This window comes from Actinoplanes sp. NPDC023936 (assembly GCF_040639325.1).
Taxonomy (GTDB): domain Bacteria; phylum Actinomycetota; class Actinomycetes; order Mycobacteriales; family Micromonosporaceae; genus Actinoplanes.
In genome coordinates, this window is record NZ_JBEZZR010000021.1 from 98168 (window position 1) to 118271 (window position 20104).

Annotated in this window: 19 protein-coding genes; 11 read left to right on the forward strand and 8 right to left on the reverse strand. The window is 70.6% G+C overall.

The window, feature by feature from the left end; all coding sequences use genetic code 11:
* Positions 1-21: 21 nt before the first annotated feature.
* Complete coding sequence (locus AB0F72_RS25445; protein WP_360435777.1) at positions 22-1710, forward strand: ribonuclease J; 1689 nt, start codon at positions 22-24, stop codon at positions 1708-1710.
* Positions 1711-1798: 88 nt separating this feature from the next.
* A complete protein-coding gene (locus AB0F72_RS25450; protein WP_360435779.1) occupies positions 1799-3337 on the forward strand; it encodes a S1 family peptidase in 1539 nt (512 codons plus the stop codon).
* A gap of 24 nt (positions 3338-3361) precedes the next feature.
* Here AB0F72_RS25450 and AB0F72_RS25455 read toward each other — a convergent pair whose 3' ends face one another.
* On the reverse strand, positions 3362-3778 hold the full coding sequence (locus AB0F72_RS25455; protein WP_360435781.1) for a YbjN domain-containing protein: 417 nt from the start codon (positions 3776-3778) through the stop codon (positions 3362-3364).
* Between the two features lie 164 nt (positions 3779-3942).
* Between AB0F72_RS25455 and AB0F72_RS25460 the strand changes: the two genes are divergently transcribed.
* Complete coding sequence (locus AB0F72_RS25460; RefSeq protein ID WP_360435783.1) at positions 3943-6468, forward strand: DNA translocase FtsK; 2526 nt, start codon at positions 3943-3945, stop codon at positions 6466-6468.
* Here the strand turns inward: AB0F72_RS25460 and AB0F72_RS25465 are convergent.
* From AB0F72_RS25465 to AB0F72_RS25485, 5 genes are all read right to left on the reverse strand, one after another.
* On the reverse strand, positions 6419-6904 hold the full coding sequence (locus AB0F72_RS25465) for a DUF3291 domain-containing protein (protein WP_360435785.1): 486 nt from the start codon (positions 6902-6904) through the stop codon (positions 6419-6421). The two genes, AB0F72_RS25460 and AB0F72_RS25465, sit on opposite strands and share 50 nt — an antisense overlap.
* A 32-nt stretch (positions 6905-6936) precedes the next feature.
* Positions 6937-7551 carry a transcriptional regulator gene (locus AB0F72_RS25470; protein WP_360435787.1) on the reverse strand — a complete coding sequence of 205 codons (615 nt, stop codon included), beginning with the start codon at positions 7549-7551 and terminating at the stop codon, positions 6937-6939.
* On the reverse strand, positions 7548-8711 hold the full coding sequence (locus AB0F72_RS25475; RefSeq protein WP_360435789.1) for a glycosyltransferase 87 family protein: 1164 nt from the start codon (positions 8709-8711) through the stop codon (positions 7548-7550). Before AB0F72_RS25475 ends, AB0F72_RS25470 begins: the two co-directional genes overlap by 4 nt.
* Before the next feature lie 122 nt (positions 8712-8833).
* Positions 8834-10051, reverse strand: coding sequence for a hypothetical protein (locus tag AB0F72_RS25480; RefSeq protein WP_360435791.1), 1218 nt, complete (start codon positions 10049-10051; stop codon positions 8834-8836).
* Positions 10052-10073: 22 nt separating this feature from the next.
* Positions 10074-11291, reverse strand: coding sequence for a glycosyltransferase 87 family protein (locus AB0F72_RS25485; protein ID WP_360435793.1), 1218 nt, complete (start codon positions 11289-11291; stop codon positions 10074-10076).
* Between the two features lie 124 nt (positions 11292-11415).
* On the opposite strand from AB0F72_RS25485, the gene rimO reads away from it, so the two are divergent.
* The 6 genes from rimO to AB0F72_RS25515 all read left to right on the forward strand — a co-directional run bounded on the left by rimO (position 11416) and on the right by AB0F72_RS25515 (position 16438).
* A complete protein-coding gene (gene rimO, locus AB0F72_RS25490) occupies positions 11416-12873 on the forward strand; it encodes a 30S ribosomal protein S12 methylthiotransferase RimO (protein ID WP_360435794.1) in 1458 nt (485 codons plus the stop codon).
* Entirely contained in the window at positions 12870-13460 is a 591-nt protein-coding gene (pgsA, locus tag AB0F72_RS25495) for a CDP-diacylglycerol--glycerol-3-phosphate 3-phosphatidyltransferase (RefSeq protein WP_360435796.1), read from the forward strand. Before rimO ends, pgsA begins: the two co-directional genes overlap by 4 nt.
* Positions 13461-13476: 16 nt before the next feature.
* Positions 13477-13962: a CinA family protein gene (locus AB0F72_RS25500; protein WP_360435862.1), complete on the forward strand. Its 486-nt coding sequence runs from the start codon at positions 13477-13479 to the stop codon at positions 13960-13962.
* A 159-nt stretch (positions 13963-14121) separates the two neighbouring features.
* Positions 14122-14493: a helix-turn-helix transcriptional regulator gene (locus tag AB0F72_RS25505; protein ID WP_014447029.1), complete on the forward strand. Its 372-nt coding sequence runs from the start codon at positions 14122-14124 to the stop codon at positions 14491-14493.
* A gap of 255 nt (positions 14494-14748) precedes the next feature.
* Positions 14749-15609 (forward strand): PspA/IM30 family protein, encoded by an 861-nt coding sequence (locus AB0F72_RS25510; protein WP_360435798.1) that lies wholly within the window; start codon positions 14749-14751, stop codon positions 15607-15609.
* Positions 15610-15628: 19 nt separating this feature from the next.
* Complete coding sequence (locus AB0F72_RS25515; protein ID WP_360435800.1) at positions 15629-16438, forward strand: hypothetical protein; 810 nt, start codon at positions 15629-15631, stop codon at positions 16436-16438.
* On the opposite strand, the gene AB0F72_RS25520 is transcribed toward AB0F72_RS25515, so the two are convergent.
* Entirely contained in the window at positions 16392-17291 is a 900-nt protein-coding gene (locus tag AB0F72_RS25520) for a zinc finger domain-containing protein (RefSeq protein ID WP_360435802.1), read from the reverse strand. The two genes, AB0F72_RS25515 and AB0F72_RS25520, sit on opposite strands and share 47 nt — an antisense overlap.
* 72 nt (positions 17292-17363) lie before the next feature.
* On the opposite strand from AB0F72_RS25520, the gene AB0F72_RS25525 reads away from it, so the two are divergent.
* Positions 17364-18110 carry an N-acetyltransferase gene (locus AB0F72_RS25525; protein WP_360435804.1) on the forward strand — a complete coding sequence of 249 codons (747 nt, stop codon included), beginning with the start codon at positions 17364-17366 and terminating at the stop codon, positions 18108-18110.
* Between the two features lie 116 nt (positions 18111-18226).
* On the opposite strand, the gene AB0F72_RS25530 is transcribed toward AB0F72_RS25525, so the two are convergent.
* A complete protein-coding gene (locus AB0F72_RS25530; protein ID WP_360435806.1) occupies positions 18227-19018 on the reverse strand; it encodes an SAM-dependent chlorinase/fluorinase in 792 nt (263 codons plus the stop codon).
* A gap of 71 nt (positions 19019-19089) precedes the next feature.
* On the opposite strand from AB0F72_RS25530, the gene AB0F72_RS25535 reads away from it, so the two are divergent.
* A complete protein-coding gene (locus AB0F72_RS25535; RefSeq protein ID WP_360435808.1) occupies positions 19090-20016 on the forward strand; it encodes a TIGR03560 family F420-dependent LLM class oxidoreductase in 927 nt (308 codons plus the stop codon).
* Positions 20017-20104: the final 88 nt, after the last annotated feature.

The following is a 20104-nucleotide window of genomic DNA, read 5'->3' on the forward strand; positions in this document are numbered from 1 at the left end:
CGCCCTGACAGGAAGAGGCGAATGAGTCAAGCTCACGTGGAGCTGGGTCCGCCACCGCCGCTGCCGGAGGGCGCCCTGCGCGTCGTCCCGCTCGGCGGACTCGGCGCCATCGGCCGCAACATGACGGTCTTCGAGTACGACGGCAAGCTGCTGGTCGTCGACTGCGGGGTGCTCTTCCCCGACGTCGAGCAGCCGGGCGTCGACTTGATCCTGCCCGACTTCGCACCCGTCCTCGATCGGCTCGAGGACATTCAGGCGATCGTGCTGACCCACGGGCACGAGGACCACATCGGCGCGGTGCCGTACCTGCTGGCACACAAGCCGGACATCCCGCTGGTCGGCTCCGAGTTCACGCTGGCGCTGATCGAGGCGAAACTCGCGGAGCGGCGGCTCGACCCGTACACGCTGACCGTCCGGGAGGGGCAGCGCGAGCGGCTCGGCCCGTTCGAGTGCGAGTTCTTCGCGGTGAACCACTCGATCCCGGACGCGCTGGCGGTCGCGATCCGCACCCCGGCCGGCCTGGTGCTGCACACCGGCGACTTCAAGATGGACCAGGTGCCGCTGGACGGCCGGATCACCGACCTGGCCGGTTTCGCGCGGCTCGGCGCCGAGGGCGTCGACCTGCTGCTCTCCGACTCGACGAACGCCGAGGTCCCGGGCTTCGTGACGCCGGAGCGGGAGATCGGCGCGGTGCTCACGTCGATCTTCGGCAAGGCACGCGGCCGGATCATCGTGGCCAGCTTCGCGTCGCACGTGCACCGCGTCCAGCAGGTGATGGACGCCGCCTGGGAGTACGACCGCAAGGTCGCCCTGATCGGCCGTTCCATGGTCAGGAACATGGGCATCGCCCGCGACCTGGGCCTGCTGCGCATCCCGGACGGCCTGCTGGTCGGCCTGGACGAGGCGACCCGGCTCCCGCCCGACGAGATCGTCTTCATGTCGACGGGTTCGCAGGGCGAGCCGATGAGCGCCCTGGGGCGGATGTCAACCGGCGACCACCGGCACATCACGATCGAGTCCGGCGACACCGTCGTGCTCGCCAGCTCGCTGGTGCCGGGCAACGAGACCTCGGTCTACCGGGTGATCAACCAGCTGGCCCGGGCCGGCGCCACGGTGGTGCACAAGGAGACCGCGAAGGTGCACGTCTCCGGGCACGCGCCCGCCGGCGAGCTGCGCTTCCTGCTCAACGTGGTCCGGCCGAGCAACCTGATGCCGGTGCACGGCGAGTGGCGGCACCTGCGCGCCCACGCCCAGCTCGGCATCGAGACCGGCGTCGCGCCGGACCGGGTGGTGCTCTGCGAGGACGGCGACGTGGTGGACCTGGTCGAGGGCCACGCCCGCGTGGTCGGCCGGGTGAAGAGCCGGTACGTCTACGTCGACGGCCTCGCGGTCGGCGACGTCAGCGAGTCGCTGCTCACCGAGCGGCGGATACTCGGCGACGGCGGTTTCATCGCGGCCACCGTCGTGATCGACTCGGTGACCGGCAAGGTGGTCGGCGAGCCGAGCGTCTCGGCGAAGGGCTTCAGCGAGGACCCGGACGCGTTCAATCCGGTGATCCCGTTGCTGACCGCGGCGCTGCACCGCTCCGCCGAGGACGGCATCACCGACCCGCACCAGTTGCAGCAGGTGGTGCGCCGGACGGTGGGCCGCTGGGTCAACGACGCGTACCGCCGCCGGCCGATGATCGTCCCGACCGTGGTGGAAGTCTGACCGGTTTTTCAACCATTCTCGGCTGAGTTGCGTACCTCCAGTCACCGGTGCCGCCCCCACGGCACCCGTGGCGGAGGGAGTTCTCCAGATGCAGCGCAGACCGATCGCCGTGGCGGCGGCGGTAGTGGTGGCGGCCGGGGCGGCCGTGGCCTTCACACTGCCGTCGCTGGCCGGCACCAACGAGCCGGACGCGTCGTCCGTGACCGCCGGGGGCGTCTCCCCGGATCTGCTCGCGGCGATGAAACGCGACATGGGCCTCGACGGGGACCAGGCGCGTACCCGGCTTGCCCGGTCCGAGTGGGCCGGTGGTGTCTCGGCGACGCTCGCGGCGCAGACCGGTGAGGACTTCGGCGGCGCCTGGCTCGCCGCGGACGGCACCACGCTGAAGGTGGCGGTCACCGACTCCCGCGCGACCGCGGCGGTCAAGGCCGCCGGCGCGGTGCCGGTGCTCGTCAAGCGCAGCGAGGCCGAGCTGGACGCGGCGAAGACCAAGCTCGACGCCGCGGTCGGCGACGCGGACGACGTGACCGGCTGGTACGTCGACGTCGCCACCAACAAGATCGTCGTGGTGGCGAAGCCGGGCGCGAAGGCGGAGGCGCTCGACCTCGCCGAGGACGCCGGTGTGCCGGCCTCCGCGGTGACCGTGAAGATCAGCAAGGCGCAGCCGAAGCCGCTCTTCGACGTCCGCGGCGCCGACCCGTACTTCATCGACATCGGTGGCGGGCAGGCCCGCTGCTCGATCGGCTTCTCGGTGCAGGGCGGCTTCGTGACCGCCGGGCACTGCGGCGCCGAGGGGACCCGGACCACCGGCTTCAACAACGAGGCGCAGGGCACCGTGGAGGCGTCGGTCTTCCCGGGCGAGGCGGACATGGGCTTCGTCGCGGTGAACGGCGACTGGACCCCGCGCGCGGTGGTCAACGACTTCCAGGGCAACGAGCTGCCGGTCGCGGGCAACACCGAGGCCCCGGTCGGGGCGGCCGTCTGCCGGTCCGGCTCCACCACCGGCACGTTCTGCGGCACGATCCTCGCGAAGAACCAGACCGTCCGGTACCCGGAGGGCGCGGTGACCGGGCTCACCCGTACCGATGTGTGCGCCGAGGGTGGCGACTCCGGCGGGCCGTGGCTCTCCGGTGACCAGGCCCAGGGTGTGACCTCGGGTGGATCCGGTGACTGCACGTCGGGTGGCGAGACGTTCTTCCAGCCGCTGAACGAGATCCTGGCGACGAGCGACCTGACGCTGGTGACCACCGGCGAGGCGGCTGCCCCGCCGGCGGCGGACGAGGGCGCGGCGGCGGAGGACGGCGAGGCGGCGACCGCCTGCGCCGCGCTGCCGGTGCAGCGTGCCGGTTCGATCGCCCGTGCCGGCAGCGCTCAGGTGCAGCCGGACGGCGGGGCCTACCGGGCCCGGGCCGGCACGCACTCCGCCTGCCTGGCCGCACCGGACGGCGCCGACTTCGACCTGGTGCTGCAGCGGCAGAACAGCCGTGGGCAGTTCCGCACGGTGGCCCGGGCCGACGGCGCCGGCGACAAGGCACTGACCTTCGAGGGCCGGTCCGGCACCTACCGCTACGTGGTCGTGTCGGCCAGTGGCACCGGCGCCTACCAGCTCGGCTTCAACGTCTCCTGAGGTTCTGCGGGAAAGGGCCCGTCGCTATGCGGCGGGCCCTTTCAGCTCGCCCAGCGACTCGCCCATCCGGCAGCCGGTGGCGATGCCGCAGAGCAGCACCTGGTCGAGCTGCTCGGGGGTCACGCCGCGTTCCCAGTCGGACGAGACCTCGCCCACCACGATCGCCTGGCCGTCGTCGGTGACCTGCACGTACGCCTTCGGCCAGAGCTGGTCGCGGTTCCAGGCGTTGCAGAACTCGTACAGCTTCGGCACGTCGTCGACCGAGAAGACGTGCTGCATCATCGCCCGGATCTGCAGCATCTCCTTGTTCTGCCCGAGGCGGAAGAAGTAGATGAGGTTGCCCTGGAAGTTGCCGGCGATGTCGCCGTCGGCGTCGACGAAGTAGGCGAAGCCGCGCGCGTCGAGCGCTGCCTTGATCATGTCGTTATCGAGAGACCGCACCTCGTGATGGTACGAGGCTTGCTCAGGGCCCACCGTGAGTTGCCCTCCACCGCCCTGACCAACCCCGCGGTCCGGGAAGCGGTCCGGAAAGCCGTCCGGAAAGCGAGAAGCTGTCACGGTGCGCCTTCTCGGCGGAATGGCCGGCGCGGGCTACCGTGACATCCATGGCGGGCCGTACTCCTCCGGCGAGCCGGGGTCGCGCCGCGTCCACGCCGCGCGGCGCCGCTACCAACCGTGCCCGCCAACCGGCGGCTCGCAAGCCGGCCGCGCGCACCGGCGCCACCCGTAAGGCTGCCGCACCCCGCAAACGCCCGGTCGCCCGCCGCTCCACGGCCGGCGCCACCCTGGCGAGCGGCCTCGGCCGCGGCGCCGGCGCGCTCTGGATGGGGATGGCGCACAGCGTCGGCTGGGTCTTCCGCGGGGTGGGCCGGCAGGCCGCGACCGCGCGCAACATCGACCCCGAGCACCGCCGGGACGGCGCGGGGCTGCTCCTGCTCGGCTTCGCGATCCTGGTGTCGGTGGCGATCTGGGCGAACAGCGGCGGCCCGGTCGGGACCTGGCTGGCCGACACCATCCGGCTCTTCCTCGGAAGTCTCGCGGCGCTCTTCCCGCTGCTGCTCTTCTACGGCGCGATCCGGCTGATGCGCGAGCCCGCCGATCCCGATCACCGGGGGCGCACCCTGGTCGGCTGGACGGCGATCATCATCGCCACCGCGTCGCTGATGCACGTCTCCGGGCGGCCGGCCGACGAGCTGGCCGTTGACCAGGCCGGCGGGTTGCTCGGCTACGGCATCGGCGGCCTGCTGGAACGCGCGGTGACGCCCTGGGTGGCCGTACCGTTGCTGGTCCTGCTCTTCGTCTTCGGCTTTCTGGTGATCACCGCGACGCCCATCGCGCGAATCCCGGACCGGATCGTGCAGGTGATCGATCTGGTGTCCGGCCGGGCCGCGCCGCACCAGCCGGCGCCGGTGATCGAGGAGGAGGACGAGGCTCCCGCTCCCAAGCCGCGCCGGCCGTCGCCGCGACGCCGCCAGGCCGCGCTCGCCGATCCGCTCGACACCGTCCCGGAGCCGCTGGAGCCGCCGGACGACTTCGACGAAGAGATCGTCCTGCACGACACGGTGGCGCTGCCGAAACAGCCGGTCAGCCGGAAGAAGCCGCCGCCGGAGCACTCGCCGATGCCGCCGACCCGGGCCGAGCAGCTGGAGATCTCCGCGGTCAAGGGCGACTACCGCCTGCCGCCGGCGAACATCCTGGCCTCCGGCCCGCCGGCCAAGGCGCGCAGCCGCGCCAACGACGAGATCATGGCCGCGCTCACCGGGGTCTTCGAGCAGTTCAACGTGGACGCCCTGGTCACCGGCTTCACCCGCGGCCCGACCGTCACGCGCTACGAGGTGGAGATCGGCCCGGGCACCAAGGTCGAGCGGATCACCCAGCTGTCGCGCAACATCGCGTACGCGGTGAAGTCCCCCGACGTGCGAATCCTCAGCCCGATCCCGGGCAAGAGCGCGGTCGGCGTGGAGATCCCGAACACCGACCCGGAGAACGTCTCGCTCGGTGACGTGCTGCGGTCCCGCGCGGCCGCCGCCGACCATCACCCGATGCTGGTCGCGCTCGGCAAGGACATCGAGGGCGGGTTCGTGGTCGCGAACCTGGCGAAGATGCCGCACATCCTGATCGCCGGCGCCACCGGCGCGGGCAAGTCCAGCTGTCTGAACTCGCTGCTGGTGAGCCTGCTGTCGCGGTCGACGCCGGACGAGGTGCGGCTGCTGCTGGTCGACCCGAAACGGGTGGAGCTGACCGCGTACGAGGGGATCCCGCACCTCGTCACGCCGATCATCACGAACCCGAAGAAGGCCGCGGACGCCCTGGAGTGGGTGGTCGCGGAGATGGACAAGCGGTACGACGATCTCGCCGCCAACGGTGTGCGCCACATCGACGACTTCAACCGCAAGGTCCGCAGTGGCGAGATCACCGCGCCGCCCGGCGTCGAGCGGGAGATGAAGCCGTACCCGTACCTGCTGGTGATCATCGACGAGCTGGCCGACCTGATGATGGTGGCGCCGCGTGACGTGGAGGACTCGGTCGTCCGGATCACCCAGCTGGCCCGGGCCGCCGGCATCCACCTGGTCCTGGCCACGCAGCGGCCGAGCGTCGACGTGGTCACCGGTCTGATCAAGGCCAACGTGCCGTCCCGGCTGGCGTTCGCCACGTCCAGCCTGGCCGACTCGCGGGTCATCCTGGACCAGCCGGGCGCCGAGAAACTGCTCGGCCGCGGTGACGGCCTGTTCCTGCCGATGGGCGCCTCCAAGCCGGTGCGCATCCAGGGCGCCTGGGTGGACGAGAAAGAGATCCACGCGGTCGTCAAGTTCTGCAAGGACCAGCGCGAGCCGGAGTTCGCCGAGGGTGTCACGGACGCGCCGCCGAGCAAGAAGAAGGAGATCGACGAGGAGATCGGCGACGATCTCGCACTGCTGATCCAGGCGATCGAGCTGGTGGTGACCAGTCAGTTCGGCTCGACGTCGATGCTCCAGCGCAAGCTGCGGGTCGGGTTCGCCAAGGCGGGCCGCCTGATGGACCTGATGGAGACCCGCGGCATCGTCGGTCCGTCCGAGGGGTCGAAGGCCCGGGACGTGCTGATCAAGCCGGACGAGCTGGAAGAGACTCTCGCGTCGCTGCGCGTGGACTAGGGAAGACCTGCCGGAAGGTGAAGGCCTCGGCGGTCGGGCCGGCGGCGGCCAGCCGGCCCAGCCGGGAGATCCCCTGGCGCATCGTGGGGCGTCTGCCGGCCGGGATCCACCACAGCACCAGCGCCGTCTCGTGCCCGTGCGGGACGAACCACTCGCGCCGGCGGCGCAGGTAGTCGAGGTGTTCGCTCTGGTAGGCGTACGCCCGCAGGTGCTCGACCGACTCCCAGACCGAGAGCGTGTAGATCCGCATCGGGTCGGTGGGCGCGGCGATCGTGCCGTCGCCGTTCTCGCCCTCCAGCCGCCAGACGAAGCCGGGCGATCGGTCGGCGAGCGCGTTCATCAGGCTGAGGCCGGCGACGAACTCGGCCATCGACGGGTCTTCCAGCGGGGCGCGGAGCCGGGCGGTGTTGATCTGGGCCAGGTGGAAGTCGGTCATGACACTCAGCTCACCAGCCCGGCGTTCTAAAGTCAATCAGTTTGCTTTTTAGACAGCGTCACGCAGCACCGGCCGGGCGCCGCGTCCATCTTGGCTGTCCACTCGCTGCCCTCCAGGAGGCCTTCCACGAGAGCCAGGTTCATCCCGCAGATGAGCGGCGGGAACTGCTCGGCCAGTCGATGGAAGGGGCAGTTCCGAAATATCGCCTTGTCCTCGGAGAAATCGGGCTCATAGCCGAGTTCTGACAGGTCGCCGAGCGAACGCCCGTGCGCCCGCGCCACCTTCGCCAGAGCCTCGTCCCCGCCCATCCGTTCCAGGGCCTCGGCGAGCAGGGACGCGGCGGTGCGGTAGGCGCGCGGCGGCACGCTCACCGCGTGCTCCGCCGCGGCGAGGTGGTACAGCTTGGCGGGACGCCCGGCGCCGGGGCCGGTCCGGCCCGATCGGCGGGCGTACGACACCTCGAGCAGTCCCGCGTCGACCAGTTTGTCGAGGTGGAACGCGGCGAGCGACCGGCCGACGCCGAGCGCCTCGGCCACCTCGTCCCGCCCGATCGGCGCGGGCCGCGCGTCCGACACGGCGCGGTACGCGTCCCGGCGTACCTTGTCGGTGAGCGCGGCGATGGCCGCGAGGTCTTCCGGGTTCGTCACCCGGCAATCGTATTGCTAACCGGCGTTGGCGCTAGAGAGCCCTTGAACAGCCGGCCCACCAGCGTGGCGAGCGCCGCGAGGACCAGCAGCGTGAGCAGCCGCAGATCCACCGGCGCCGGCTTGGCCTGCACCAGATAGGTCTCGTAGGTGATGATCGACGCGGCCTGCACCAGCACCGGGACGAACCAGAGCTTGCGCGGCGCCCAGAACGCGGCGACCACGGTCAGCACCTCGGCCAGCATGAAGTACCGCTCGTGCATGCCCGGCAGCAGGAACGGCGCCATCAGCGCGGACGCCGCCGCCAGGAACACGATGTGCTCGGTGTCGAGCTCCACCCGGCGCGCGACGAGCAGGAAGACCAGGGCGAGGAACGCGGCGACGGCGAAGAGCACACCGGCGGTACGGACCATGTCGAGGTACTGCGGCGCCGGGCGGAGGAAGGAGTAGACGCTCGGCGCGCTGTAGGTGAGCATCGGGAACTTCCCGGTCTGGTTCGCGTAGATCAGCATCAGGTCGCCGAACGGCCGTCCGGCGAGCCAGGCCGGCACCGCGAACAGCACGTAGGCCGCCGGGATGGTGATCAGGCACCGCCACCGCAGGCGGCCGGTCAGCAGCAGCGCGGCGAGCACCGGGAAGAGGAAGATCGCCTGCAGCTTGAAGGCGAAGGCCACGCCGATCAGCGCGGTGCCGACCCACGGCCGGCCGCGGAGCAGGTAGTAGAGCCCGGCCACCGCGAACGCGCTGTAGATCGTGTCGCACTGCCCCCAGTACGCGCCGTTGAGCACGACGGTCGGCAGCAGGAGAACGGTGAGCCCGGCGAGCAGGGGCATCCGCCAGCCCGGACCGCGCAGCGCCACGATCCGGGCGGCGTAGACCGCCAGCACGGCGTCGAAGACCACCGAGCCCAGTTTGATCCAGACGAGGACGTCGACGGGAGTGTGCTGGGACAGCCAGACGAAGCCGGTGAGGAGGTAGAGGTAGGGCACGTTGTAGTCCGCGAACGAGAACTTCAGCGCCGCGAAGCCGCCGTTCTCCGCGATGAACCTGGTCCACGGCTCCAGGTACCAGAGCCAGTCGTAGGTCTCCAGGCCCAGCCCGAGAAGGCGTACCGCGACAGCCACCGCGACCAGCGCGATGGTGAGCGCTACCTCCGGTGCCACCCGCCGCACGGCAGGCGTCTTTGCTCCGTCCAACGTCGCTCCCCGTCAGCGCAATCGACACAGATGGACGGAAGATACCGGTACCGGCGCTTTGGGGTCGTCCCGCGAGAGGTACGTCTCACTTAGACGGGCGCGGGCTCCCTGACCGGCACCTCCGCGACGGCCGGCCGGCTCACCTCGGCCGCCGGTGGGGGATCGGTCAGCACGTCCCGGAACAGGTGGTACGTGACGAGGGCGATGGTCACCAGCATCAGCGTCGCGCAGATCTCCAGCGGGACCGGGCGGCCGTTGTTGTGGAAGAGGTAGGGCGCGTAGACCATCAGCGACGCGAACTGCTCGATCACGGCGAGGTACCAGAGGCGCGGCCGGAAGAACACCAGGATCACGATCATCACGTCGCCGAGGAAGAAGTACCGCTCGTGCATGCCGGGCAGGAAGAACGGCACCAGCAGCGCGAAGAGCGTGCCCGACATGACGACCCGCTCGGTGGTCAGCGCGGCGGCGCGGGCCACCAGCACGTAGACGATGCCGATCACCAGCGCCGCGCAGAAGACGTAGCCGAGCGCCTTGACCGTGTCGACCCGGTCGGCCGAGGGCTTCAGGAAGGCGTACATCGAGGGGGCGCCGTAGTTGACGTGCTCGATGATCCGTGCTTGCCGGTCCAGGGAGTAGATCGTCAGCAGTTCGACCGGGTCCCGCCCGGCGAGGAAGGCGGGCACGTCTAGCAGCAGATAGGTGACCGGGATGGCGAGCAGCGAGCGCCACGGGATGCGGCCGGCCAGGATGAGCAGCCCGATCAGCGGCAGGATGTAGACCCCCTGCGGCTTGAAGGCGATCGACACCGTGCAGAGCGTGACGCCCCACCAGTGCCGGCCGCGGGCCAGGAAGTAGATGCCGCCGACCGCCCAGGACGCCCACATCGCGTCGATCTGGCCGTAGAACGAGGCGTTCGTCGCGACGGTCGGCACGAAGAGCATGACGAGGGCGGCCAGAACCGGGGCGCGCCACCGGCCCGGGAAGGCGAGCGTTGCCAGCTTGTAGGTGAAGAAGGCCAGAAGCACGTCGTAGCAGAGCCAGGCGATCTTGAGTTTCACGACTATCGCGCCGGGAAGGTAGCTGGCGAGCAGCATCGTGTAGACGAACGGCGCGTTGTAGTTGCCGATCTGCTCCGAGAGGCTGTCCCACCTGCCGGCCGCCATCATCTGGCGGTACCACTGCACGAAGATGTCGGTGTCGCCGGTCGTCTGGTGCAGCGCCGGCACGCGGATGGCGATCGCCAGCACGAAGAGCGCGCTGAGCAGCAGCAGATCGTTCTGGATCGGCTTCAGCTTGTTGATCATTTCGGCCTTTTCGGGTCGTACATCATGGAGTGAGTGCGGGCACGCGCGCAGGCGCCGGCGTCTCCGCCCGCGCCGGTACGGGTGGATCGGGCTCCCGGTCGTGACGGAGCAGCCGGGACGCGGTGGCGAGCAGCGCCGCGCCGGTCAGCAGCGCCAGGATGCGCAGGTCGACGACTTCCGGGGTGCCGAAGAGGTAGTCCTGGTACTCGGCGAACGTCGCCGCCTGGGTCAGCAGCGGCAGGTACCAGAGCTCGCGGGGCAGCCAGAACGCGACGACGATCGCCAGCACCTCGGCCTGGAAGAAGTACCGCTCGTGCATGCTCGGCAGCAGGAACGGCACGAGGATGCTGAACGTCGCGAAGAGCAGCACCGTGCCGGTCCGGTCGAACCGGATCCGCCGGATCAGCAGCACGCAGATGACGACCAGCACGGCGGCGACCGCGAGCAGCGAGCCGGCGGTCCGGACCGTGTCGAGCAGGTCGCCGGGCCGGACGTACGCGTAGATCGACGGCGCGCCCAGCGTCAGGCCCCCGTACTGGCCGGACTGGTGCAGGTAGATCAGCATGAGGTCGCCGAACGGCCGGCCGGCCAGCCACGCCGGCACCGCGCAGGCCAGGTAGACCGCCGGGACCGTCAGCAGGTGCCGCCAGCGGATCCGCCCGGCCAGCAGCAGGGTCAGCAGCGCCGGGAAGACGAAGATCGCCTGGAGTTTCACGGTGAGGCTCAGCCCGAGCAGCGCGACGCCCCACCACGGCCGGTCCCGCAGCAGGTGATAGAGCCCCGCCAGGGTCAGCGCGGTGTAGATCGAGTCGCACTGGGCCCAGTAGGCGCCGTTCAGCACGACGGTGGGGAGCAGCAGCACGCTCACGGCGGCGAGCGCCCGGATCCGCCAGTCGGGCCACCGCAGGCCCACGATGCGTCCCGCGTAGTACGCCATCACCGCGTCGAACAGGACCGAGGTCAGCTTGACGAGGAACATCATGCCGAGCGGCGAGTGGGTGGAGAGCCAGGTGAGCGCGGTCAGGACATAGAGGTACGGAACGTTGTAGTCGGCGAAATCATGGGCGAGCGCGTCGAATCCGCCGTTCGCCGAAATGAACTGGGTCCACGGCCGCAGAAAGCCCTCGTAGTCGCCGGACACCAGGCTGAACCCGAGGTACCGCAGGGTTACCGCGATGGCGACCAGGGCGAGAATGAGAGTTACTTCCGGGAAAATCCCCCGATTCCGGAATCGTTGCACAAATCGAAGAATCTACCTGGGTAACATTTACCCCAAGTATTGACCTTGATGAACAATTCGTGTTCTGCGGGTTACCGGCCGAGCGGACGAAGTCGGCGCCTCGGGAGGCCGCTAACCTTACGGGGTGTCTGCAACCCCTTCTTCCCGCCGCGTCGCCCTGCTGACCCTGGGCTGTGCCCGTAACGAGGTCGACTCGGAAGAGCTCGCCGCCCGTCTCGACGCCGGGGGCTGGGAGGTGGGCACCGACGCCGAGGGCGCCGACGTGGTCGTCGTGAACACCTGCGGCTTCGTGGAGAAGGCGAAGCAGGACTCGATCGACACCCTGCTCGCGGCCGCCGACACCGGCGCCAAGGTGGTGGCCGCCGGCTGCATGGCCGAGCGCTACGGCAAGGAGCTCGCCGACAACCTCCCCGAGGCGAACGCGGTGCTGGGCTTCGACGACTACACCGACATCACCGACCGCCTCGACGCCGTGCTGCGCGGCGAGAGCCTGGACGCGCACACCCCGCGGGACCGCCGCGAGCTGCTCCCGATCACCCCGGTGGAGCGGCACACCGCCAAGGTGGTCGTCCCCGGTCACGCCACCGTCGACGAGCACACCCCGGCCCACCTGCGCACCGTGCTGCGCCGCCGGCTGGACAGCGGCCCGGTGGCGTCGCTCAAGCTGGCCAGCGGCTGCGACCGGCGCTGCTCGTTCTGCGCGATCCCGGCGTTCCGGGGCGCGTTCGTCTCCCGTGACCCGCAGGAGCTGCTCGCCGAGGCGGAGTGGCTGGCCAAGACCGGCGTCCGCGAGCTCGTCCTGGTCAGCGAGAACAGCACGTCGTACGGGAAGGATCTGGGCGACCCCCGCCTGCTGGAGAAACTGCTGCCGCAGCTCGCCGCGGTCGACGGCATCGTCCGGGTGCGCGCCAGCTACCTCCAGCCGGCCGAGACCCGCCCCGGCCTGGTCGAGGCGATCGCCACCACGCCCGGCGTCGCGGCCTACTACGACCTCTCCTTCCAGCACTCCAGCGAGACGGTGCTGCGCCGGATGCGCCGGTTCGGCTCCACCGAGCGCTTCCTGGAGCTGCTCGACTCGGCCCGCCGGCTCGCGCCGCAGGCCGGCGCCCGGAGCAACTTCATCGTCGGCTTCCCCGGCGAGACCAAGCAGGAATACGAAGAGCTGGTCCGTTTCCTCAACGAGGCCCGGCTCGACGCGATCGGCATCTTCGACTACAGCGACGAGGACGGCACCGAGGCCGCCGGCATGACCGGCAAGGTTCGGGAGGGGACCGTCCAGAAGCGCTACGAGCGGATCACCGCGCTCGCCGAGGAGCTGTGCGCGCAGCGCGCCGAGGAGCGGATCGGCAACACCGTCGAGGTGCTCGTCGACACGGTCGAGGACGACGAGGTCGAGGGCCGCGCCGAGCACCAGGCGCCCGAGGTCGACGGCTCCACCACGCTGGTCGCCGGCGACCAGGGTGTCGACCTGTCCGCGCTGCGCCCCGGGGACCTGGTCCGGGCCCGGGTCACCGGCACCGAAGGCGTCGACCTGATCGCGGTGCCGGTGGAGATGATCTCGGCAGCTCCGGTGCCGCGGTGACCCACGAGCCGGCGCCGGTGCCCGCGCCGCGGGTGGTCTCCCTCTACAACGCGGCGAACGCGTTGACCGTGGTCCGGATCGTGCTGGTGCCGGTCTTCCTGGTGCTCGTGGTCATCAGCGAGATGACCGACCCGGACTGGCGGATCGCCGCCTGCCTGGCGTTCTGCGTGGCCTCCGCGACCGATTTCGTGGACGGGTGGATCGCCCGCCGGTGGCATCTGGTCACCTCGTTCGGCAAGGTCGCCGACCCGATCGCGGACAAGGCCCTCACCGGTACGGCTCTGGTGCTGCTCTCGGCCTACGACCACCTGCCCTGGTGGGTCACGATCACCATCCTGGTCCGCGAGTGGGGAGTCACCGCCCTGCGGTTCTGGGTGATCCGGTACGGCATCATTCCGGCCTCCCGAGGTGGCAAGCTCAAGACCGGGCTGCAGATCGTGGCGATCGCCTGGTACCTGTGGCCGGTTCCGGAATCGGCGCGCCTGATCGGGGTATGCCTCATGGGCGCCGCGCTCCTGGTCACCGTCGTGACCGGGGTGGCGTACCTGGTGGAGGCGTTGCGCCTGCGGGCGGGCGCACGGCAGTAGGAGTTTCGTGGTGGAGATGTCAGTGGCCGCGGCGGCCGCGGTGCACCAGCTCGTCGAGCGGCACGAGACGGTGGCGACCGCCGAGTCGCTCACCGGCGGTCTGGTGGCCGCCACCATCGTGGAGATCCCCGGCGTCAGTTCGGTGTACCGAGGGGGAATGGTGGTCTACGCCACCGAGCTCAAGGCGCGGCTTGCCGGCGTACCGGAGAAATTGCTCGAAGAGCGGGGGCCGGTGGACCCGGACGTGGCCGCCGAGCTGGCGTCCGGAGCGCGCGAGCGCTGCGGCGCGGACTGGGGCCTGGCCACCACCGGCGTCGCGGGCCCGGAGCCACAGGGCGGCAAGCCGGTCGGTCTGGTCTACGTCGCGGTCTCCGGGCCGGGCGTCGCGGAGGTGCGCGAGCTGCAACTCAGCGGAAACCGGGACGCCATCCGCACCGAAAGTGTGACGGCCGTCCTGCAATTGCTCGCCGACGCTCTCCGCGCCACACCGGCTCGGGTCTGAACTGGGAATTCTCCCGGTCCCATGATCGTTGTCCGGATAGGCCGCCGGTCGATGGGTTCGGGAATTCGGCGGGGCGGGATGTCGGCATGGCTCGCGCCAGGTACGGTTGCGGGAAGCCTCCGGCGTATGCCGGCGGCCCCGCCCGCAGGAGGAGGTGCCATGGTCCTGCTACGCCGCGTTATCGGCGACGCACTTCGGGCGCGCCGGCAGGGGCAGCACCGCACGCTGCGCGAGGTGTCGACAGCTGCGAATGTGAGCCTGGGCTACCTGTCCGAGATCGAGCGCGGTCAGAAAGAGGCGTCCAGCGAGCTGCTCGCGGCGATCTGTGACGCGCTCGGGGCCCGCCTCTCCGAGTTGCTCAGTGAGGTCAGCAACACTCTCGCCCTCGCGGAGAACATGGAAGGCGTGCTCGTCCCGGTCGAGGACAAGGCGACGGATGGGAACGTCTCCGTCTCGGTGCGCCAGGACTCGCCGCTGAAAGCGACGCTGCACGCGACACGTAAGAAGCGGGACGTCGTCTACGCCGCATGATCATCTTCTGAAGCGCACCGGGCGGGTCCCGGTGCGCTTCTGTGTCCGCGGCACGTGTCGTCCGGCTCGGGGGAGCGTAGCCTCGAAGCCGGGGGAGAACCCTGAGATCCCCCGTAGGACACGTGACGTCACTGGCGTCGGGCTGACACGATGGGGTTCGCGCCACCGAGGCTCACCGGGTCAAGCTCACCGGGCCGAGCTCACCGGGCCGAGGCGGCGCGTCCGGCGGAGCGACATTTGAGGGGACACCACGAGATGGCGAATCCGTTCGTCAAGGGCTGGCATTACATGATGGCGCTCTTCGGCGCGAAAATCGATGAATACGCCGACCCGAAGGTTCAGATCCAGCAGGCCATCGAGGACGCCCAGCGGCAGCATCAGGCGCTCGTGCAGCAGGCCGCGGCCGTCATCGGCAACCAGCGGCAGCTCGAGATGAAGCTGTCCCGGCAGATGTCCGAGGTCGAGAAACTGCAGGGGATGGCCCGGCAGGCGCTCGTGCTGGCCGACCGGGCCCGCGCCGGTGGCGACGAGGCCGAGGCGCAGAAGTACGAGGCGACCGCGCAGACGCTGGCGACCCAGCTGGTCTCCGGCGAGCAGTCGATGGAAGACCTCAAGACCCTGCACGACCAGGCGCTCGCCGCGGCCGGCCAGGCCCGCAAGGCGGTGGAGAACAACGCGATGGTGCTGCAGCAGCGCATCGCCGAGCGCTCCCGCCTGCTGAGCCAGCTCGAGCAGGCCAAGATGCAGGAGACCGTGGCGAAATCGCTGGAGTCGATGTCGCAGCTCGCCGCGCCGGGCAACACCCCGTCGCTGGACCAGGTGCGCGACAAGATCGAAGAGCGCTACGCGAACGCGATGGGCCGCGCCGAGCTCGCCTCCAACTCCGTCGAGGGGCGGATCCTGGAGGTCCAGAAGTCCAGCCTGGACCTGGCCGGCTCGTCGCGCCTGGAGCAAATCCGGGCCAGCATGGCCGGGGAAAAACTGGGTGGCGCCGCGGCACAGCCCGCCGTCGGCCAGCCCGCCACGCCGGCCGCCGACCCGGCCAGCGTGGCCCGGCTCGACGAGATCCGGGCCAGCATGAACCAGAAGCGGGGCGACACCACCGCTGCCGGCTGAGTTCGGGGAGGACTGACGGGTGGACGAGCGGACCAGGTATTTCCGGCGGCTCAAGCGGCTGCGCGGCGCGGCACGCCGGTGGAGCGTCCTCGGAGCGGGTTTCACCGGCGCCGCGGTGGTCCTGACGCCCTACGCGGGGATCGGCATCGCCGACGCCGCCTGGGCGGCTGCCGCCGGCGGCTCGGCCGTGCTCGCCTGGTTCCGCTGGAGCGACCACCGGGAGCTCGCCGCGACACCGGCGCCGCCGCCGCCCCCGGCGATCGGCTCGCCGAAACTGGCGGCGGCGCTCGAGCGCATCCCGGCCGGCCGCACGGTCCTGCAGGAGGTCCGCCGGCAGAAGAACCGCTACGCGCTTCGCGGCTCCGCGATCGCCGCCAGCTGGGACCGGCTGGACCGCGCCTCGCAAACCATGTCGGGTCTCAACGGCATGCTGACCGGGCTGGGTGAGCCGGCCGCGATCGAGGCGGCCGGCGCCGAGCAGTGGCTGCGCGAGCTGGGTCAGCGAGTGGCGAGTGTGGAGCGGGCGATCCCGCTGAGCCATCCCGACCGGCGTGCGGTGCTGGAGCGCTCGCACGCGGGCCTGGCCGAGCAGTTCACCGAGGGCGTCCTGGAGTACGAGAACCTCGTCGCCGCCGCCGCGAGCTACGTCGCGGAGGACGGGCATCCGATGGCCGACAGCCGCCACCCGGCGTACTTCAGCCTGATCGAGGCGGCCGACCGGCTGCGCGGTCTCGCGGAGGGCCTGGCCGAGCTGCGGACGGGCGATCTGCGAACCAGCGAGATCAAGATTCCGTCGGAGCGGGCTGGCAGCGCGGACACCAGTACGTGACGCGGTCGTCCTGTTCGGCTTTCTGGATGGCGCTGCCGCAGCGGCGGCAGGGCTGGGCCCGCCGGCCGTAAACGTAACTGGTCTGCCCGCGCCGCAGTGAGCCGGTCGTGGTCTGCGTCCACCGGCCCCGGTTGGAGGCCACCAGTTTCTGCGCCATCGTGACGGTCCCCAGTAGATCCGGCACCCGCTCCACCGGCGTCCACGGCCAGAGGCCGCGCAGGAACAGCGTCTCCGCCTTGTAGAGGTTGCCGACGCCGGCCAGGTTCCGCTGGTCGAGCAGCGCCTCCGCGATCGACGCCGTCGGGCTCGCGCTGATCCGGCGGACCGCCTCGGCCGGATCCCAGTCGGCGCCGAGCAGGTCCGGGCCGAGATGGCCGACCAGTTTCTCCTCCTCGGCGGTCGGGACCAGCGTCACCTCGTGCAGGTGGTACCCGACCGCCACCGACCGCGCGGTCCGCAGCACCACGCGGATCAGATGCGCGGGCCGGGCCGTCCAGCGCTCGCCGGGCGCGTAGGCGCGCCACGCCCCCTCCATCCGCAGATGGGAGTGGAGTGTCAGCGCCGCGTCGCCCCGGGTGCGGCTGTCGGTGGCGAGGCGGCCGTTGGCGAGGCTGTTTTCGGTGACGCTGTTTTCGGTGACGCTGTCTTTGGTGAGACGGTCTTTGGTGACGCGGTCTTTGGTGAGGCGCAGCAGCAGGTGTTTGCCACGGCTCGCCGACTCGGCAACGGTCCACCCGGTCAGGTCGGTGGTCGCCAGCCGCGGCACCCGGAAGTCGGAGCCGGTCAGCACCTCACCGGCCAGCGCCTTCTCCAGCACGCGGGCGGTGTTCCAAACGGTGTCCCCTTCCGGCATACCTCCATTCTTAGTCGGTCTTCCTCGCTTAATCGGTTTTCCTCGCGAGGGCGCGCTGACATCCTGGCGCGCATGGACTTGGACGACCTGGACATCGCCCCGCTCGCCGGCCGGACCGCGCTCTTCGGCGAACTCGACGGCGGATGGCCGGAATTCATGACGAAGGACCCGACCGGCGTCTTCTACTACCGCCACTTCGAGGAGTTCTGGCCGGAGTTCACGCTGCTGGCGGTGGACCGGTCGACCGGCCGCGCGGTCGCGAAGGCGCACGCGGTGCCGCTCTCCTTCGCCGGCGACATCGCCGACGGGCTGCCGGAGACCGGGTGGGACTGGGCGATCCGCACGGCCGCGCTCGACCGCCTCGCCGGGACCAAGCCGACGATCGTCTCCGCCCTGGAGATCATGATCCGTCCGGACCTGCGCGGCAGCGGCCTGTCCGGCGTCATGCTGAGCGCCATGCGCGACAACGTGGCCCGGCTGGGATTCACCGACCTGATCGCGCCGGTCCGGCCGAGCGGCAAGACCGCTCAGATCACCAAACCGATTGATGTGTACGCGTATGAGCAGCGTCCCGACGGCCTCCCGGTGGACCCGTGGCTGCGGGTCCACGTGCGTGCCGGCGGCCGGATCGTCAACGTGGCGCACCTGAGCATGGTCTACGGCGGGACCCTGGAACAGTGGCGGTCGTGGACCGGCCTGCCGTTCGACACGACCGGGCCGGTCGAGGTGCCGGGCGCGCTGTCACCGGTCCACTGCGACGTCGAGCAGGACCACGCCGCCTACGTGGAGCCCAACGTCTGGATCCACCACCGCATCTGAGCCCACCGCGGCCGGCGCCCCCCTCACGCGCGATCTTGGAAACTTCCGCCTCTCTCACGCGCGATCTTGGAAGCCTGCGCCCCTCTCGCGCGCGATCTTGGAGACCTGTGGCCGGGCTATCGGCGCTCGGCTATGCGGATCATGTCGCCCGGGCGCACCGACAGGACCACGACCGCGCGGCCGTTGTTCACCGCGATCGCCACCCGGTCCGCCGAGTCCGCGAAGACCAGCAGCTCACCGGCGTTCACGTCGGCGAACGTCGCGCCGCGCCGCGCCCGCACGGTGCCGTTCAGGGTGAGCTCCGGTCCGAGGCCGGACAGCATCGAACCGCCGGCTGCCAGCTGCACGTTGCCGAACCGGTCCACGGTCAGCACCTCGGCCTCGATCCAGCCGTCCCCGAACGTCACGATCGGGTCGGGTAGGCGTACCACATCGGTGGTGTCCACGGACGGCCCGGCATCCGCGGCAGGCGCGCCCGCCGCCAGCCGGGCCGCGGCCGGCGCGAAGAGGTCACGTCCGTGGAAGGTGCGGGAGACGTCGCCGAGCGCCCAGTCCTTGTTGCTCAGCTCGTGCGCGGCCTCGATGCCGCCGAGCGCCTCGGCGGCCCACACCAGCAGCCCGTTGTCGGGACCGACGAGCAGGCCGTTCGGGGTGGTCAGCACGATGCCGCGGCGGGCCGTGCCGACGCCCGGGTCGACGACCGCGAGATGCACCGACGGCGGCAGGTAGGGCGCGGTCTGCGCCAGCACGGCCGCGCCCCGGCTCACGTCGGCCGGCGGCACGTGATGAGTGACGTCGATCACTCGGACCTGTGGCGCGACCCGCGCGATCGAGCCATGGCAGGCCGCGACGAAACCGTCGAACGTGCCGTAATCGGTCGTAAAGCTGATCCATTCATAACCGGCCATGGTGCTTCACGTTACTGCCTGTGGTTTCCAAGCGCGGGGCGGGCGCGCCGCCGCCATGGCAGTGTTGATCCATGCGTCTCGTGATCTTCACCGAACCCCAGCAGGGCGCCAGCCACGACGATCTCCTGCGGGTGGCCAAGGCCGCCGAGGACAGTGGCTTCGACGGATTCTTCCGCTCCGACCACTACGTCAAGATGGGCGATGTATCCGGTCTGCCCGGCCCGACGGATGCCTGGATCACCCTGGCGGCGCTGGCCGTGCAGACGTCCCGGATCCGGCTCGGCACGCTGGTCAGCTCCGCCACGTTCCGGCTGCCCGGCCCGCTGGCGATCGCGGTGGCCCAGGTCGACGCGATGAGCGGCGGCCGCATCGAGTTCGGCCTCGGCGGCGGCTGGTTCGACACCGAGCACCAGGCGTACGGCATCCCGTTCCCGGCCGTCGGCGAGCGCTTCGACCGGCTCGAAGAGCAGCTGGAGATCATCACCGGCCTGTGGAAGACGCCGGTCGGCTCGTCGTTCTCCTTCGACGGCAAGCACTACCAGCTCACCGACTCGCCGGCGTTGCCGAAGCCGGTGCAGTCACCGCTGCCGGTCGTCATCGGCGGCCACGGCAAGAAGCGCACCCCCGCCCTAGCCGCCCGCTACGCCACCGAGTTCAACGTCCCGTTCTCCAAGATCGAGGACCTGCCGGCCCAGTACGACCGCGTCCGCGCCGCCAGCGCCGCGATCGGCCGCACCGAGCCCCCGGCCTTCTCCGCCGCGGCGGTCCTCTGCGTCGGCCGCGACGACGCCGAGGTGCGCCGCCGGGCCGCGGCCATCGGTCGTGAGGTCGAGGAGATGCGCGAGAACGGCGGCATCGTCGGCACACCCGCCGAGGCGGTCGAGACCATCAAGAAGTACGGCGAGGCGGGCACATCGCGCTTGTTCCTGCAGGTGCTGGACTTGTCCGACATCGACCACATCGACCTGGTGGCGGCCGAGGTGGCCCCCAAGCTGTAGCGCGCGGCCCCACCCGCGATCTTGGCGATTTCCACAACGACGGTCGTGTGGACACAACGACGGTCGTGCGGAAGTCGCCAAGATCTGT

Bases quoted from the DNA above. Each gene is read 5' to 3' on its own strand.
- AB0F72_RS25445 (WP_360435777.1), top strand. From the start codon at position 22: ATGAGTCAAGCTCACGTGGAGCTGGGTCCGCCACCGCCGCTGCCGGAG.
- AB0F72_RS25450 (WP_360435779.1), top strand. From the start codon at position 1,799: ATGCAGCGCAGACCGATCGCCGTGGCGGCGGCGGTAGTGGTGGCGGCC.
- AB0F72_RS25460 (WP_360435783.1), top strand. From the start codon at position 3,943: ATGGCGGGCCGTACTCCTCCGGCGAGCCGGGGTCGCGCCGCGTCCACG.
- AB0F72_RS25465 (WP_360435785.1), bottom strand. From the start codon at position 6,904: ATGACCGACTTCCACCTGGCCCAGATCAACACCGCCCGGCTCCGCGCC.
- AB0F72_RS25480 (WP_360435791.1), bottom strand. From the start codon at position 10,051: ATGATCAACAAGCTGAAGCCGATCCAGAACGATCTGCTGCTGCTCAGC.
- AB0F72_RS25500 (WP_360435862.1), top strand. From the start codon at position 13,477: ATGTCAGTGGCCGCGGCGGCCGCGGTGCACCAGCTCGTCGAGCGGCAC.
- AB0F72_RS25505 (WP_014447029.1), top strand. From the start codon at position 14,122: ATGGTCCTGCTACGCCGCGTTATCGGCGACGCACTTCGGGCGCGCCGG.
- AB0F72_RS25510 (WP_360435798.1), top strand. From the start codon at position 14,749: ATGGCGAATCCGTTCGTCAAGGGCTGGCATTACATGATGGCGCTCTTC.
- AB0F72_RS25520 (WP_360435802.1), bottom strand. From the start codon at position 17,291: ATGCCGGAAGGGGACACCGTTTGGAACACCGCCCGCGTGCTGGAGAAG.
- AB0F72_RS25525 (WP_360435804.1), top strand. From the start codon at position 17,364: ATGGACTTGGACGACCTGGACATCGCCCCGCTCGCCGGCCGGACCGCG.
- AB0F72_RS25530 (WP_360435806.1), bottom strand. From the start codon at position 19,018: ATGGCCGGTTATGAATGGATCAGCTTTACGACCGATTACGGCACGTTC.
- AB0F72_RS25535 (WP_360435808.1), top strand. From the start codon at position 19,090: ATGCGTCTCGTGATCTTCACCGAACCCCAGCAGGGCGCCAGCCACGAC.